This window comes from Pseudomonas azotoformans, assembly GCF_001579805.1.
Classification (GTDB): Bacteria; Pseudomonadota; Gammaproteobacteria; order Pseudomonadales; family Pseudomonadaceae; genus Aquipseudomonas; species Aquipseudomonas azotoformans_A.
Genome location: NZ_CP014546.1, coordinates 6154352 through 6169718, shown reverse-complemented (window position 1 = coordinate 6169718; position 15367 = coordinate 6154352). Strand labels below are relative to the sequence as shown.

Annotated in this window: 10 protein-coding genes; 5 read left to right on the top strand and 5 right to left on the bottom strand. The window is 61.6% G+C overall.

What is annotated here, in order from left to right:
• The first annotated feature begins 21 nt into the window (after positions 1-21).
• Positions 22-225, top strand: a complete 204-nt coding sequence (gene csrA, locus AYR47_RS28340) for a carbon storage regulator CsrA (RefSeq protein ID WP_038847428.1) — start codon at positions 22-24, stop codon at positions 223-225.
• A gap of 8 nt (positions 226-233) precedes the next feature.
• Here the strand turns inward: csrA and AYR47_RS28335 are convergent, their stop codons facing one another.
• Genes AYR47_RS28335 through AYR47_RS28320 form a run of 4 tightly spaced genes read right to left on the bottom strand, consistent with a single transcriptional unit; the run spans position 234 to position 5239 of the window.
• Positions 234-461, bottom strand: a complete 228-nt coding sequence (locus AYR47_RS28335) for a YheU family protein (protein ID WP_003192759.1) — start codon at positions 459-461, stop codon at positions 234-236.
• 59 nt (positions 462-520) lie between these two features.
• A complete protein-coding gene (locus AYR47_RS28330) occupies positions 521-1705 on the bottom strand; it encodes an osmoprotectant NAGGN system M42 family peptidase (RefSeq protein ID WP_010208883.1) in 1185 nt (394 codons plus the stop codon).
• Positions 1706-1729: 24 nt separating this feature from the next.
• On the bottom strand, positions 1730-3463 hold the full coding sequence (gene ngg / locus AYR47_RS28325) for an N-acetylglutaminylglutamine synthetase (RefSeq protein WP_061449153.1): 1734 nt from the start codon (positions 3461-3463) through the stop codon (positions 1730-1732).
• Positions 3464-3466: 3 nt separating this feature from the next.
• Entirely contained in the window at positions 3467-5239 is a 1773-nt protein-coding gene (locus AYR47_RS28320; protein WP_061449152.1) for an N-acetylglutaminylglutamine amidotransferase, read from the bottom strand.
• A gap of 309 nt (positions 5240-5548) precedes the next feature.
• On the opposite strand from AYR47_RS28320, the gene AYR47_RS28315 reads away from it, so the two are divergent.
• Positions 5549-10117, top strand: coding sequence for a dermonecrotic toxin domain-containing protein (locus AYR47_RS28315; RefSeq protein ID WP_061449151.1), 4569 nt, complete (start codon positions 5549-5551; stop codon positions 10115-10117).
• Positions 10044-10400 carry an NEL-type E3 ubiquitin ligase domain-containing protein gene (locus AYR47_RS28310; protein WP_082781555.1) on the top strand — a complete coding sequence of 119 codons (357 nt, stop codon included), beginning with the start codon at positions 10044-10046 and terminating at the stop codon, positions 10398-10400. The genes AYR47_RS28315 and AYR47_RS28310 overlap by 74 nt, the downstream gene beginning before the upstream one ends.
• Here the strand turns inward: AYR47_RS28310 and mnmC are convergent, their stop codons facing one another.
• Positions 10401-12389 (bottom strand): bifunctional tRNA (5-methylaminomethyl-2-thiouridine)(34)-methyltransferase MnmD/FAD-dependent 5-carboxymethylaminomethyl-2-thiouridine(34) oxidoreductase MnmC, encoded by a 1989-nt coding sequence (gene mnmC, locus AYR47_RS28305; protein WP_061449149.1) that lies wholly within the window; start codon positions 12387-12389, stop codon positions 10401-10403.
• A gap of 141 nt (positions 12390-12530) precedes the next feature.
• On the opposite strand from mnmC, the gene pap reads away from it, so the two are divergent.
• Together pap and AYR47_RS28295 are read left to right on the top strand one after the other, a co-directional pair.
• On the top strand, positions 12531-14048 hold the full coding sequence (gene pap / locus AYR47_RS28300; protein ID WP_033900906.1) for a polyphosphate:AMP phosphotransferase: 1518 nt from the start codon (positions 12531-12533) through the stop codon (positions 14046-14048).
• A 127-nt stretch (positions 14049-14175) separates the two neighbouring features.
• Positions 14176-15360, top strand: a complete 1185-nt coding sequence (locus AYR47_RS28295; protein WP_061449148.1) for a thiolase family protein — start codon at positions 14176-14178, stop codon at positions 15358-15360.
• Positions 15361-15367: the final 7 nt, after the last annotated feature.

The window sequence follows — 15367 nt, the reverse complement described above, 5'->3', positions numbered from 1 at the left end:
ACTGTTAAAAGGACAACCGCCATGCTGGTCTTAAGCCGCGCTGTAGGCGAAGTCATCTCCATCGGCGATGACATCGCCGTGCACATCCTTGAGTTGAACGGTAACCAGGTGAAGTTCGGCGTTGAAGCGCCGGCCGGGGTGCATGTTCATCGCGCGGAGGTGTACCAGAAGATCCTCGAGCGCCAAGACGCCAGAACCCATCCGGTGCCTGTGCCCAACCCCTGAAAACCCGCTCAGTCGAACAGATGCTTGGGCACATCGTGCTTGAGCATCAACTGGCACTGCTCGCTCTCGGGGTCGAACACGATCAGTGCCTGGCCCTTGGTCAGCGCCTGGCGCACGCGCAACACGCGGGTTTCCAGGGGCGTGTCGTCGCCATTGTCGGTGCCGTCGCGGGTGACAAAATCTTCGATGAGACGGGTCAGGGTGTCGACTTCAAGTGCGTCGTAGGGAATCAGCATACAGGCCTCGGGTGATGGATCCCGGCGATGCTACTGCGCCGGGATCATAGTTGCCAGCCTCAGGACTTGTTGCCTACCAGGCTGTCCACCGACGGCACGCGGGTGTCGCTCTCCATCTGCGTCTCGTGCTCGATCTGATGGCTGAACCTATCCAGGGAGCCCTGGGCCGGCTGTGCATCGCTGGCGAACACCGGCGGGCTGAGGATGTAAGCGCCCAATAGACGACTCAACGCCGCGAGGCTGTCGATATGGGTGCGCTCGTAGCCGTGGGTCGCATCACAACCGAACGCCAGCAAGGCGGTGCGGATATCGTGGCCGGCGGTGACGGCCGAGTGCGCATCACTGAAGTAATAGCGGAACAGGTCGCGACGCACTGGCAATTCGTTGTCAGACGCCAGGCGCAGCAGATGTCGCGACAGGTGATAGTCATACGGCCCGCCGGAATCCTGCATCGCCACGCTCACCGCGTGCTCGCTGGAGTGCTGGCCGGGGGCGACCGGGGCGATATCGATGCCGACAAACTCACTGACGTCCCAGGGCAGGGCGGCGGCTGCACCGCTGCCGGTTTCCTCGGTGATGGTGAATAGTGGATGGCAGTCGATCAGCAAGGGTTCGCCACTGTCGACAATGGCCTTGAGCGCCGCGAGCAGGGCGGCGACACCGGCTTTGTCATCCAGGTGGCGGGCACTGATATGCCCGCTCTCAGTGAACTCGGGCAGCGGGTCGAAGGCCACGTAGTCACCGATGCCAATGCCCAAGGAATCGCAATCGGCGCGGGTCGCACAGTAGGCGTCGAGGCGCAACTCCACGTGGTCCCAGCTCACCGGCATTTCATCCACGGCGGTGTTGAAGGCATGCCCGGAGGCCATCAGCGGCAACACGCTGCCGCGGATCACGCCATTGTCGGTAAACAGGCTGACGCGGCTGCCTTCGGCAAAGCGGCTCGACCAGCAGCCCACCGGCGCCAGGCTCAGGCGGCCGTTGTCCTTGATCGCACGCACGGCGGCGCCGATGGTGTCCAGGTGCGCGGACACGGCGCGGTCGGGGCTGTTTTTCTGGCCTTTCAAGGTCGCGCGGATGGTGCCGCGACGGGTCATCTCAAACGGGATGCCCAGTTCTTCCAGGCGCTCGGCCACGTAGCGCACGATGGTGTCGGTAAACCCGGTGGGGCTGGGAATGGCGAGCATTTCCAGCAGGACTTTTTGCAGGTAATTCAGATCCGGTTCGGGGATGGTTCGGCTCATAAAGACTCCTGGGGTTCGGATCGTTCAGCTATGGGGAAACAGCAAATCCACAAATTTCTCCGCGGTAGGCTGCGGTTCATGATTGGCCAGGCCGGCCCGTTCGTTGGCTTCGATAAACACGTACTCGGGTTGATCGGCGGCGGGCACCATCAGGTCCAGGCCCACCATGGGGATGTCCAGGGCGCGGGCGGCGCGCACGGCGGCGTCCACCAGCGTCGGGTGGAGGATGGCGGTGACATCTTCCAGGCACCCGCCGGTGTGCAGGTTGGCGGTGCGGCGCACGGCCAGGGTCTGGCCACGGGGCAGGATGCTGTTGTAGTCGACACCGGCGGCTTTCAAGGTGCGTTCAGTTTCGGCATCCAGGGGGATTTTGCTTTCGCCGTCGGTGGCGGCCTGGCGGCGCCGGCTTTGGGCTTCGATCAGCGCGCCGATGGAATGGTGGCCGTCACCGGTCACTTCGGCAGGGCGACGAATCGCAGCGGCGACCACCTCGAAACCGATCACCAGGATGCGCAGGTCCAACCCTTCGTGAAAGCTCTCCAATAGCACACGGCTGTCGAACTGCCGCGCCGCTTCGATGGCCTGCTGCACCTCTTCGATGCTCTGCAGGTCCACTGCCACGCCTTGGCCTTGCTCACCGTCCAGCGGCTTGACGACGATGCGCTGGTGTTCGTCGAGGAACTCCAGGTTGTCATCCGCGCTGCCCGCGAGTTGCTGTGAAGGCAGTTTCAAACCGGCAGCTTTCAGCACTTTGTGAGTCAGGCTTTTGTCCTGGCACAGGGTCATGCTGATGGCGCTGGTCAGGTCGCTCAAGGACTCACGGCAACGCACACGACGCCCGCCATGGCTCAGGGTGAACAACCCGGCATCCGCATCATCCACCTGCACGTCGATACCACGACGATGCGCCTCTTCGACAATGATCCGCGCATAGGGATTGAACCCCGCCTGCGGGCCCGGGCCGAGAAACAGCGGCTGGTTGATGCCGTTCTTGCGCTTGATCGCAAAGGTGGTCAGCGCGCGAAAGCCAAGCTTGGCGTAGAGGTTCTTGGCCTGGCGGTTGTCGTGCAGCACTGACAGGTCCAAGTAGCTCAAGCCACGGCTCATGAAGTGTTCCACCAAATGGCGCACCAGCACTTCGCCCACGCCTGGCCGCGTGCATTGCGGGTCGACCGCCAGGCACCACAGGCTGCAACCGTTTTCCGGGTCGTGAAAGGCTTTTTGGTGATTCAGACCCATGACGCTGCCGATCACCGCGCCGCTGTCTTCGTCTTCCGCCAACCAATACACCGGGCCACCTTGATGGCGCGGCGTGAGGCGTTCTGCGTCGACCGGCAACATGCCCCGTCCCTGATACAACTGGTTCACCGCCAACCAATCCGCCTCGGTCTGCACCCGGCGAATGCGAAAGCCGCGGAACACGCGAGTGGCGGGGCGGTAGTCGGTGAACCACAGGCGCAGGGTGTCGGAAGGGTCGAGGAACAATTGCTGCGGGTCGATCCCCAGGATCTGCTGGGGCGCCGCGACGTAAAGCGCGATATCCCGCTCGCCCGCCTGCTCGTTGAGCAACTCCTGGGCGAGGCTGGCAGGGTCTGGAAAGGTATGACCGATCAACAACCGGCCCCAACCGCAATGCACGGCAATCGGTTCGGCCGCCAATGGGCTGCCATCTTCCGCCAGCCGGGCTTGCAGACGCTCGTATGACGGTGCCTGGCCCTTCAGCAAACGTTGGCTGTAAGCCGCTGCATGGGGTTTCATCAATCAGATTCCTTGTTCGCTGAGCCACAGGTTCAGCGCCGCCAGTTGCCACAGCTTGGAGCCGCGCAGCGGAGTCAATTGGCCTTGCGGGTCGGTGAGCAAACGGTCAAGCATCGCGGGGTTGAACAGGCCGCGATCCTGGCTCGGGTCGAGCAGCAGTTCACGCACCCAGTTCAGAGTGTCGCCCTGCAAATGCTTGAGGCCAGGTACCGGGAAGTAGCCTTTTTTGCGGTCGATGACTTCGCTTGGGATCACGCGGCGCGCGGCTTCTTTCAATACCTGTTTGCCGCCATCGGGCAGCTTGAACTTACCCGGCACCCGCGCGGAGAGTTCCACCAGGCGGTAATCGAGAAACGGCGTGCGCGCTTCCAGGCCCCAGGCCATGGTCATGTTGTCGACGCGTTTGACCGGGTCGTCCACCAGCATCACCGTGCTGTCCAGCCGCAGGGCTTTGTCCACCGCAGCGTCGGCGCCGGGCATGGCGAAATGCTCGCGCACGAAGTCACCGGCGGCGTCATTGGCGGTCAGCCATTTTGGCGCGACAGTCGCCGCGTAATCGTCGTAGCTGCGGTCGAAAAACGCATCGCGATAGGCCGCGTGCGGATCGCTGGCGCCGTCCACCTGCGGGTACCAGTGGTACCCGGCGAACAGCTCATCTGCGCCCTGGCCGCTCTGCACCACCTTGCAATGCTTGGCCACTTCCCGCGACAGCAGGTAGAAGGCGATGCAGTCGTGGCTGACCATCGGCTCGCTCATGGCACGGAAGGCGGCGGGCAGTTGCTCGATGATCTCGCTTTCGGCGATGCGCAACTGGTGGTGACGGGTGCCGTAATGCTTGGCGATCAGGTCGGAGTATTGGAACTCGTTGCCCGCTTCGCCGCCGGCGTCTTCAAAGCCGATGGAAAACGTCGACAGGTCTTGTACACCGACTTCGCGCAGCAGGCCCACGAGCATGCTCGAATCGACACCACCGGAGAGCAGCACGCCGACATCCACCGCCGCCCGTTGGCGAACGGCCACGGCTTCGCGGGTGCTGTCGAGGACGCGGTCAGTCCAGTCTTCCAGGGTCAGGTTTTTTTCGTCGTCGTGTGGGCCGTAGGGCAGGGTCCACCACACTTTCTGCTCGGTCTTGCCGCTGGCGTCGATGCGCATCCAACTGGCGGGCGGCATTTTTTCGATGCCGGCCAGCAAGGTGCGCGGCGCAGGCACCACCGCGTGGAAGTTCAGGTAATGGTTAAGCGCCACCGGATCGAGGATCGGGTTGATATCACCGCCCTTGAGCAGTGCCGGCAAGGCCGAGGCGAAGCGCAAACGCTGACCGGTGCGCGACAGATACAACGGCTTCACGCCAAGCCGGTCACGGGCGATAAACAGGCGCTGAGCATCGCGCTCCCAGATGGCAAACGCGAACATGCCATTGAGCTTGGGCAGCAGTGCCTCGCCCCAGGCGTGGTAGCCCTTGAGCAGCACTTCGGTGTCGCCTCCGGAATAGAAGGCGTAGCCCAGGGCCTCCAGCTCTTCTCGCAGCTCCGGGAAGTTATAGATCGCGCCGTTGAAGGCCAATGACAGGCCAAGCTGCGAATCGACCATCGGTTGGGCTGAGCCGTCCGACAGGTCCATGATTTTCAGGCGCCGGTGGCCGAGTGCAATCGGCCCTTGGGCATGGAAACCCCAGGCGTCTGGGCCACGGGGAGCCAGGTGATGGGTGATGCGCTCAATGGCTGCCAGGTCGGCAGGTTGGGCATCGAAACGTAATTCTCCAGCTAATCCGCACATAAATTCCTTACCGGTTTTTCCGTTGGGGAGGGGAAACACTCAATACGCCCTGAAGGGCGCGTACCCAGAAACTGACACGGGGCTATTCGTGGAGTTTTAGACCGATAAGTTATAAGGCAAATAGCCGCAATCTCGGCGTGGACTCTGTCGGCCGTGCGCGGGCTGCGTGCCAGTGGTGGTACAAGAAGCCGGTTTTGCCGCAAAATCTGCGGCGTTTCAGCCCTTGAATGCTGCGGTTTTTGAACCTTTTTCCACGGGCCGCGGGTTTATCGTCTCCAGCCATCATTGATTGCATCAGGGAGGGTTGGAATGACTGAAACACAGGGTTTATATGAAGAGGTTGCCCCCGTAACGCGCGATGAGCTGGACGCCGCCTTACTCGATATGACCGGCGATCTGGATAAGGTACAGGTGTTGCACCAGACGTTGCCGCACTGGATGCTCGACGCGCCGCCGGGCAGCCTGGCGGCCGTCGAGCAGGCCTACCTCGACAGTGAGGCCCCGCGCCAACGCCTTGAGCAGCGCCTTGGCCGGCTGCAGCCGTTGCATGAGTTCTGCACGGCAAAACTGCAGGAATATCTGGTCGGCAAAGGGCATGCGGGGCTGAATGTTCGCCAGGACTATCTGGAGCGCCCCAGGAGCGAACCGTTCGAAATTGCGCCTAACGTGAGCGGTATTCCGATTTTTTCGACCACTCTGGAAAAACACAGCCTGGTGCAGGCGGCCATGCAGAATTTTTCCGAAGCCGAGGCCGAACCCGACGGCTTGCCTAAAAAGTCCCTGATTCGCCGGGGAGCTGACGACAGCGTTGTGTCGGGTCTCACTGCGCATCAATTCGTGGGCTATTGCCGTGATCTGGATCTGGGCAACGCCTACCAGGCGCATTTACGCGACATCTTCAGCCTGCCTGCCCCAGGCGAATCGGCGCTGCCCCTGAGCTACAACCTTGCCGCACTGGATGTGGGGCGGGGCAAGCGCGCCGATATGCTGACAGACCTGCACCTTGCCCTGGCCAGGCAAGCTATCAGCCAGGCCACCCATGCTCGTCTGCTCAAGTTGATCAAGGCCGACTTGCCAGCCGCCCGGCATGCCGATTCGGAGTTCACCCAGAAACGCCTGATCTGGCAGGGCCTTAACCTGGACAAGGCCTGCCTGTGGAGTGTGTTGGTGTTTTCTGAGGCGCAGGCCGGTGAGCTGGCCGAGGATAGCCTGATCGTCTACATGCCCGACGAACCGCTGCGTCCCTGGTACGAATACCCGACCCTGGCGGACTTCAAGCGCTACCTCACGTTCAAGTTGCAAGTGGCGTCCTACCGGCAGGCGTTCGTACGCTATCTGGATGAATCCGAGCGCGTGGACTTTCTCAACCACTTTCAAGCCGGTGGTGCGCTGGGTTCGCTGCAAGCAATACCGGTAAACGACAATTTCAGCGATTTTTTCTTCCGCGCCTGCGTCGGCAAAGTCCAGTTGGATGCGCGGGTATTGGCCGTGCCCAAGGCTCAAGTGGATGAAGACGCGCGGCAACAGCGCCTGTGGGATTACCTCAACTTCGGGCTGGATGTCCTCAATGTTGCAGCCTTCGTGGTGCCGGTACTCGGGCAACTGATGATGGGTGTTGCCATCGGTCAACTGCTGGGGGAGGTGTTCGACGGGGTCGAGGACTGGAGGCATGGCGACAACGCCGAGGCGCTCAAGCATCTGGTCAATGTGGCGGAAAACCTTGCCGCCATGGTGCTGTTCGCGGCAGGCGGGCGCGTGGTGGGGTCGCTCAAGCGCAAGTTGGCCTCGTCGGCAGAGTTTTTCGACAAAGTCGAGGCCGTCAAGCTACGTGATTCCCAACCAAGGTTGTGGCGGCCACGGCTGGCGGCCTATCGCCAAGCGATGGAGATGACCGATTCGGTGACGCGTAATTCGCAGGGAGTGTACCTGGCCAACGAAAGCCTCTATATCCAACTGGCGGGCGAGCCGTATGCCATTGCTTTTGACGCCAACCTCGGGCGATGGCGAATCATCCACCCTCAACGGCCGACCGCGTATCGGCCGCCGTTGCAACATAATTTCCAGGGTGGCTGGCAACATGATTATGAGCATCCGCGGGAATGGGCTGAGCCGTTGAACATTCTCCATCGCATTGACCCTGGCCTGGCCGAGGTGCCGTCGGACGACCTACGAAGTATCGCTGCCATTAATCAAATGGACCTGCCTATGTTGCGCCAGCTGGCTCAGGCGCACACAGCCCTGCCGGAACGCTTCCAGGACGGGGTGGCGCGGTTTCGCCAGCACCGCAAAATGCTTGACCTGATCCAGGCGCTGGAGCCCGAGCAGGCTCTCACACCCGCCACCGCCCGCAGCCAGATGCTCGCCTTGCCGCTGATACCCAGTTGGCCCAAAGGGCGCTTTTTCGAGCTATTGGACGCTGACGGCAACCTCCTTGAGAGCTACCCGGATCTGTCTCCCCTCAACTATGAAGACCTGAGCATTCATATCACCGAGCAGCAACTCAAGGATGGCCAAGTGATGGAGACGTTGCTGCAAGCCTTGGGCGAGGAAGAACGCAGCACGTTGCTTGGCGCCAGCGTACCGTTAGAGGACGCCCAGCCGCTGCTCAAGCGTCGTTTGCTGGAGGCTGTGAATGCACAGCATCGCGTCCTTTATGAGCGGTTGTATGACGATTATAACGGCGTCGCCACCGGTGACCTGGCGCCGCTGTGCGCGCGCTTTCCGGGCTTGCCGCGCCGATTTGCGTGGGAGCAACTGTCCGAAGCGCGCACCTTGGATCGCCGCTATTTGCGCAAGGACAATCGTGTGTCGTTGACATTAGAAGAGCGCTGTCGCGAAGCGATTGAGCAGATGGACGAAGACGACGCCCTGATGGGTTTGTCCTGGCCGCCCCTGGCCGGTAGCGGAACGCGACGCGTGATCTTCGGCTTGCTCGGGGGGCTGGCGCATTGGCCGCAGGATATATGTATACAACTACGTGAAGGTGGCGTGACCGGGGATGTCCTTGAGCAGGTTGGGACTTCTGGCGCTTCGGTGCAACGCACCATCGTTCGAGATGAACAGGGTTTTCAGGCCTTCGATGAGCAAGGCAAGGATGTGAATACCCGTGTCAGCGGCCCTGATGGATTGCTTCGGGCGGTGGTGGATTGCCTGTCGACTGCGCAAAGGAAGCGGATGGGCATGGAGGGCGATCAAGCAGTGGACCGCCTGCGCAGCCAGTTACGCTTTAAGAGTCAGGACGAACGTCCGCGTATGCGGCGCTACTTGCGAACGCAGCGTCCGACCGTAGAGGAGCAACTGCCGGCTTGCGCACCCGCGCAGGTGCGGGAACTGGCCGCACCGGTACTTGCGGATTTTTCAATGGCGTTGGTGCGCAAAGTCAGAAAGCTCTACCCGGCGATGGATGGCGCGCAAGTCTTACATTTTCTGCAGGACGCGGGCGCCGACCACTTGAGCCGTGCCAAGGCGGTCAAGGCGCTTGAACAGGAGTTCAAGGCACTTCAGCAGGCGCTGAAACGCTGGGTCAGTGACCGTACGGACTATGTGCCTGAGGTCATCCCTTATTGGGATTATCGCCTCAGCCGTTCCCAGGTCCGGGAGGCCATCGAATGCAGCTGGCGCGGGCTGACTATGCTCAGGGACCCAGAGCAGCGCAGTGTCCCCAGCCTGGCGTTGGACGAGATGGCCGTGGGAAAACTGCCGACTTTGCCCGCCCAGATACGCTTCGAAAAGGTCAAACAGTTGTCTCTGCGTAACATGGGCTTGAACGATGAGGTGGCGTATTTTCTCAAGCACTTCAACAATCTGCACACCCTTGATCTGTCGCACAACCAAATCACGCGCTTGCCCGAAGCCCTGTCGTTGATGCCTGACCTGACATATTTGTATTTGCCGCGCAATCGCTTGCAACTCACCGAACACACACGCAAGAAACTCGGTGAGATACGTCGGCTCAAAACCCTGAACCTGGCCCATAACCCTTTGCTCAATGCGCCCGATGTGACGCATCAGCATGATTTGCGCCGGTTGCGGTTGCGCGATTGCGGGCTTGAGGAGTTTCCTGTCGGTGTCGGGGGCCTGCAGTATCTGGATCTTGTGGACTTGCGCGGCAATTTGATCACCACATTGCCCGATTGGCTGTTTCTGCTGCCTCGCCGGGCTGGGCAGGCCTACAACCTGCGCCTAAACGCGTTGTCGGGTGAAAGCGCAGCGGCCCTGAAGGTTTATCTTGATCGCGTGGGCGTTGGCATGGGGTTTCTTGAGGACGACATACCCCGTTTGACCGAACAGAGGGCGCGAGAGAACTGGTTGGCGGATGAGCGTGTCGCTGACTATGTCGAGAAGAACCGGGTATGGACCGGACTGAAGAATGAGCCAGACAGTGGGGAGCTGTTTAATTTGCTCGCCGAGTTGGTCAATACCGCGGATGCCACCAAAGTGCGTGATGATTTGGAGCGACGGGTATGGCGGGTACTGAATGCCACGGCTGCCCATGCAGCGCTGCGCAAGCAGGTGTTTGAGCGGGCCGGTGCACCGTTCAATTGCGACGATTCGACCGCGATGAACTTCAGTGATCTGGAAGTGCTGGTGGAGATCGATGAGGTTTCCCGCGAGAACGCCAGTGAGCCATTGGCTGCCCGATCCCGGTTGAAAGTTGCCAAGGGGCTTTTTCGCCTCGACCAGTTGCGCAAAATTGCGGCTCGCCACAGTAGCGAAAATCCGACCTACGACCCCTTGGAAGTGGAGCTGGCTTACCGTGCAGGCCCTGGCACGTCAGGTCTATTTGCCAGGCCAGCCAAGCGGCATGTTGTTCCCGGACCTGGCAGGCGTCACCGAAGTGAAGCTCAGTCAAGCAGAGCTGGAACTCAAGCGTGCTGAATTATCGCCACAGTTACTGGCCTATATCGTCAAGCTGCCGTTTTGGGAGCACTACCTGAAACTCGCTTTTGCCAGCCGTTTTGACACGTTGAACGCCCCCTTCAGCCTGCGCGCCGATGAGGTCTATGAGCAACGTGAAGAGCTGTCGAGCGCCGAATTCCAGCGCCTGATGAATCAGATCAGGCTGGAAAGGGAGCAGGCCGAAGCCGTCGAGATCGAGCGGCTGACCAAGGCCGCATTGCGCAGTGACGACCAGCATGTGTGTGAAGCGCCGGCGGGTTGATCAAGATGCGGTCGACTTGGCCCGGATCAACGCGCGCAAGGCAAACCGATTCGGATGGCACGCCTCGGCCACGCTGGCCGGCAGCGGCAGCGGTTCAGCATCAATCCAGGCAGCCACCAATTCGCCGCACAACGGCGCGGTGATCAGTCCGCGCGACCCGTGGCCACTGTTGATGTACAGGCCTGGCAGCCAGGGGCAGGGCGTGTCCGGCACTTGTCGGGCGTCCTTGCTCAGCACGGCATAGGTTTGGTTGAACAGCGCGAGATCGGCCAGCGGCCCGACAATGGGCAGGTAGTCGGGGCTGGTGCAACGGAAGGCGGCGCGGCCTTCCAGCCCCTCGGGGTCGAGGTGGTCGGCGCCCAGGCGGACCAGCAAGTCTTCGGAGATGTCCCGCAGCATCTCCAGGTTGCCGGCGTGTTCAGCGGCGGTGGGCGTGAGGTCGTCGCTGTTAAAGTCAAAGCTGGCGCCGAGAGTGTGTTCGCCCAAGCGGGCCGGGGCGACATAGCCTTCGGCGCAGACCACGGTCGCCAGTGCTTCGCTCGCCGGGGTTTGCGCCAATCGGGTGATTTGCCCGCGGATGCGCTTGAGCGGCAGCTCGCTGCTCGCCGGAAAATGCTTGATGTCGGCTGCGCCGGCCAGCACCACCACGCGGGCGCTGGCCAACAGCCGATTGCCGTCGAGGGCTTGCCACTGGTTATCGACGTGCCGCAGCTCAACCGCGTGGTGATGGGGAAGCACGCTGATCATAGGGTGCGCTGTTTGCCATTGGCACAACGCCGGCGGATGCACCCAACCGCCCTCGGGGAAAAACAACCCGCCCTGTTCCAGTTGGATACCGGCACGTTGCTGGGCCTGATCTTTATCCAACACGTGCAGCAACTCAGGCGCAAAGGCTTCGGCCAGTTTTGCCTGGCGCTCGGCTTCCTTGGCATCGAAGGCCAGTTGCAGCACGCCGCAACCATCCCAGTCGACCCCGCGATGCAGGTGTTCCAACTGGCGCCGGGTGTGGCCGAAACCGCTCAGGATCAACTGCGATAACGCCGTTCCATGGGCCGAGAGCTTTAAATAGAGTACGCCCTGGGGGTTGCCCGAAGCCTCCTGGGCCAGTGCGGCATGTCGCTCCAGGAGGCTGACGCGCCAGCCCCGGGCGGCGAGGCTGGCGGCCGTTGCGCAACCGGCGAGGCCGCCGCCGATGACCATGGCGTGGCGCTCACCTTCAATCGCCGGTGGCCGCGCAAACCAGGGTTTGGCGGCGGCCGGTGCAGGTGTTTCGGCGGGCCAACCGAGGAACTCGCCGCGCAGGATCTCCCACTTGTGGCCGATGCCCGGCGTGCGTTTCATCTTGAAGCCTGCGGCGTTGATCAGCCGTCGCACCCAACCGGTACTGGTGAAGGTGCTGATGGTCGAACCCGGCGCGGCCAGGCGTGCCAGTTCGGCGAACAGTTCGGCGGTCCACATATCCGGGTTTTTCGCGGGGGCGAAACCGTCGAGGAACCACGCGTCGACCTGCGCTTCCAGTTGTGGCAGTTGCTCCAGGGCGTCGCCGATCAACAGGGTCAGGGTCACGCGACCGTTATCCAGTACCAGGCGTTGGAAGCCTTGATGGATCGCGATGTACTGCGCCAGCAGTTGTTCGGCAAAGGATTGCAGCTCTGGCCAGAGGGCGAGGGCGCGTTGCAGGTCGGCGTGGCTCAGCGGGTACTTTTCCACACTGACAAAATGCAGGCGCGCACCCTCCACCGCGTGCTGTTCGAACAGTTGCCAGGCGCACAGAAAATTCAATCCGGTGCCGAAACCGGTCTCGCCAATCACCAACCGCCCGTCCACCGGCAAGGCGGCAAAACGCTCCTGCAGTCGGTTTTGTTCGAGGAACACATAACGGGTTTCTTCCAGGCCCGACTTATCGGAGAAGTACACGTCGTCAAACACCCGCGAATGCGGGCGACCTTGGTCATCCCAGTCGAGCTGGGCGTGGGTGATGGGGTTCATGGGCGGCTCGGTAAACACAAGGCGGCCATTCTAGCCGATCAACCGGCAATGAATTGACCCACGGCAAGCGCCGATGGAATTTCCTCCCGCGTATTGCTGCCCAATCCGCTAGTCTTGAGCCATCTTGAAACGGAGCTGCCCATGTTCGAATCCGCCGAAATCGGTCACGCCATCGACAAAGACACCTACGACGCCGAAGTGCCGGCCCTGCGTGAGGCCCTGCTAGAGGTGCAGTACGAACTGCAACAGCAGAAGCGCTTCCCGGTGATCATCCTGATCAACGGCATCGAAGGCGCCGGCAAGGGCGAGACCGTCAAGCTGCTGAATGAATGGATGGACCCGCGCCTGATCGAAGTGCGCACTTTCGACCAGCAGACCGACGAAGAACTGGCGCGGCCACCGGCCTGGCGCTACTGGCGGCAACTGCCGGCCAAGGGCCGCATGGGGATTTTCTTCGGTAATTGGTACAGCCAGATGCTGCAGGCCCGCGTGCACGGGCAGATCAAGGACGCAAGACTCGACCAGGCCATTGCCGGTGCCGAGCGCCTGGAAAAGATGCTCTGCGATGAAGGCGCGTTGATCTTCAAATTCTGGTTCCACCTCTCCAAGAAGCAGATGAAGGCAAGGCTCAAGGCCCTGGCTGACGACCCGCTGCACAGCTGGCGCATCAGCCCGTTGGACTGGCAGCAGTCCGAGACCTACGACAAGTTCGTGCATTTCGGCGAGCGCGTGTTGCGCCGCACCAGCCGCGACTATGCGCCGTGGCATGTGATCGAAGGGGTGGACAGCAACTATCGCAGCCTTACCGTGGGCAAGCTGCTGCTCGAAGGCCTGCAAAATGCGCTGAAGCTGCCCAAGGGCAAGGCCAGCGGCATGAACCCGGCGCCGTTGATCGCCTCCGTGGACAAGAAGAGCCTGCTGGACAGCCTCGACCTGACGCAACGTTTGGACAAGGACGATTACGAAGAACAACTGATCACCGAGCAGGCGCGTTTCTCCGGGCTGATGCGCGACAAACGCATGCGCAAGCACGCGCTGATCACGGTGTTCGAGGGTAACGACGCGGCGGGCAAGGGCGGGGCTATCCGTCGGGTGGCGGCGGCGCTGGATCCGCGGCAGTACCACATCGTGCCGATTGCCGCGCCGAGTGAAGATGAACGCGCTCAACCGTATCTATGGCGTTTCTGGCAAAAGATCCCGGCGCGGGGCATGTTCACCGTGTTCGACCGCTCCTGGTACGGCCGCGTGCTGGTGGAGCGCATCGAGGGCTTCTGCACCCCGGCGGACTGGATGCGCGCCTATGGCGAGATCAACGACTTTGAAGAGCAACTGCGTGATGCGGGTGTGATCGTCGTCAAGTTCTGGTTGGCCATCGATAAGCAGACCCAACTGGAGCGTTTCCAGGCCCGCGAGGAAATCCCATTCAAACGCTTCAAGATCACCGAAGACGACTGGCGCAACCGCGACAAGTGGGACGACTACCGCGCCGCCGTGGGCGATATGGTCGACCGCACCAGCACCGAAATCGCACCCTGGACCTTGGTGGAAGCCAACGATAAGCGCTGGGCAAGGGTCAAGGTGCTGCGCACCATCAACCGGGCGCTGGAGGACGCGTTCGACAAATCCGACAAGCACGACAAGAAAGGTAAGAAGAAGTAGGGCCTGCTCACCACAATGAGGGGGGCCGCCATGGTTTTGTATATCCGGGATGAATGATCGTCGCGGTTGACGAAAGCTGGATCTATCCTCGATCCATCTCCCAACAATCACAAGATCGAGGTAGCCCATGCGTGAAGTAGTGATCGTCGACAGCGTGCGAACCGGCCTGGCCAAATCCTTTCGCGGCAAGTTCAACCAGACCCGCCCGGATGACATGGCGGCCCATTGCGTCAACGCGCTGTTGACCCGCAACGGCATCGACCCGGCGACGGTGGAGGACTGCATCGTCGGCGCCGGCTCCAACGAGGGCGCACAGGGCTACAACATCGGGCGCAACGTGGCAGTGTTGTCGCAACTGGGCACCGGCACGGCCGGGATGACCCTCAACCGTTTCTGCTCGTCGGGCTTGCAGGCGATTGCCATCGCGGCCAACCAGATTGCCTCCGGTTGCAGCGACATCATCGTTGCCGGTGGCGTCGAATCCATCAGCCTGACGATGAAAAGCGTCAACACCGACAACCTGATCAACCCGCTGCTGAAAGAGCAGGTGCCGGGTATCTACTTCCCCATGGGCCAGACTGCCGAAATCGTCGCGCGTCGCTACAGCGTCAGCCGCGAAGAGCAGGACCTCTACGCCCTGCAAAGCCAGCAACGCACTGCCCAGGCCCAGGCCGACGGCTTGTTCAACGATGAAATCGTGCCGATGGCGGTCAAGTACAAGGTTGAAGACAAGAACACCGGTGAAGTGCAGGTGCTCGAAGGCGTGGTTGACCGTGACGACTGCAACCGCCCGGACACCACCCTGGCCAGCCTGCAAGGCCTGAAGCCAGTGTTTGCCGAGGACGGTTCGGTGACGGCGGGTAACTCGTCGCAGCTGTCCGACGGCGCCTCGATGACCCTGGTGATGAGCCTGGAAAAAGCCCTGGAATTGGGGCTCAAGCCTAAGGCATTTTTCCGTGGGTTCACGGTAGCCGGGTGCGAGCCGGACGAGATGGGCATCGGCCCGGTGTTCTCGGTGCCCAAGTTGCTCAAGGCCAAGGGCTTGCAAGTGGCGGACATCGACCTGTGGGAACTCAACGAAGCCTTCGCGTCCCAGTGTCTGTATGCGCGTAATCGCCTGGAAATCGATAACGCCAAGTACAACGTCAACGGCGGCTCGATCTCCATCGGCCACCCATTCGGCATGACCGGCTCGCGGCAGGTGGGGCATCTGGTACGTGAGTTGCAGCGGCGCAATCTGCGTTACGGCATCGTCACCATGTGCGTGGGCGGTGGCATGGGCGCCACCGGGTTGTTCGAAGCGGTGCGCTGATCTTCGC

Bases quoted from the DNA above. Each gene is read 5' to 3' on its own strand.
- csrA (WP_038847428.1), top strand. From the start codon at position 22: ATGCTGGTCTTAAGCCGCGCTGTAGGCGAAGTCATCTCCATCGGCGAT.
- AYR47_RS28335 (WP_003192759.1), bottom strand. From the start codon at position 461: ATGCTGATTCCCTACGACGCACTTGAAGTCGACACCCTGACCCGTCTC.
- AYR47_RS28330 (WP_010208883.1), bottom strand. From the start codon at position 1,705: ATGAGCCGAACCATCCCCGAACCGGATCTGAATTACCTGCAAAAAGTC.
- ngg (WP_061449153.1), bottom strand. From the start codon at position 3,463: ATGAAACCCCATGCAGCGGCTTACAGCCAACGTTTGCTGAAGGGCCAG.
- AYR47_RS28320 (WP_061449152.1), bottom strand. From the start codon at position 5,239: ATGTGCGGATTAGCTGGAGAATTACGTTTCGATGCCCAACCTGCCGAC.
- AYR47_RS28315 (WP_061449151.1), top strand. From the start codon at position 5,549: ATGACTGAAACACAGGGTTTATATGAAGAGGTTGCCCCCGTAACGCGC.
- AYR47_RS28310 (WP_082781555.1), top strand. From the start codon at position 10,044: ATGTTGTTCCCGGACCTGGCAGGCGTCACCGAAGTGAAGCTCAGTCAA.
- mnmC (WP_061449149.1), bottom strand. From the start codon at position 12,389: ATGAACCCCATCACCCACGCCCAGCTCGACTGGGATGACCAAGGTCGC.
- pap (WP_033900906.1), top strand. From the start codon at position 12,531: ATGTTCGAATCCGCCGAAATCGGTCACGCCATCGACAAAGACACCTAC.
- AYR47_RS28295 (WP_061449148.1), top strand. From the start codon at position 14,176: ATGCGTGAAGTAGTGATCGTCGACAGCGTGCGAACCGGCCTGGCCAAA.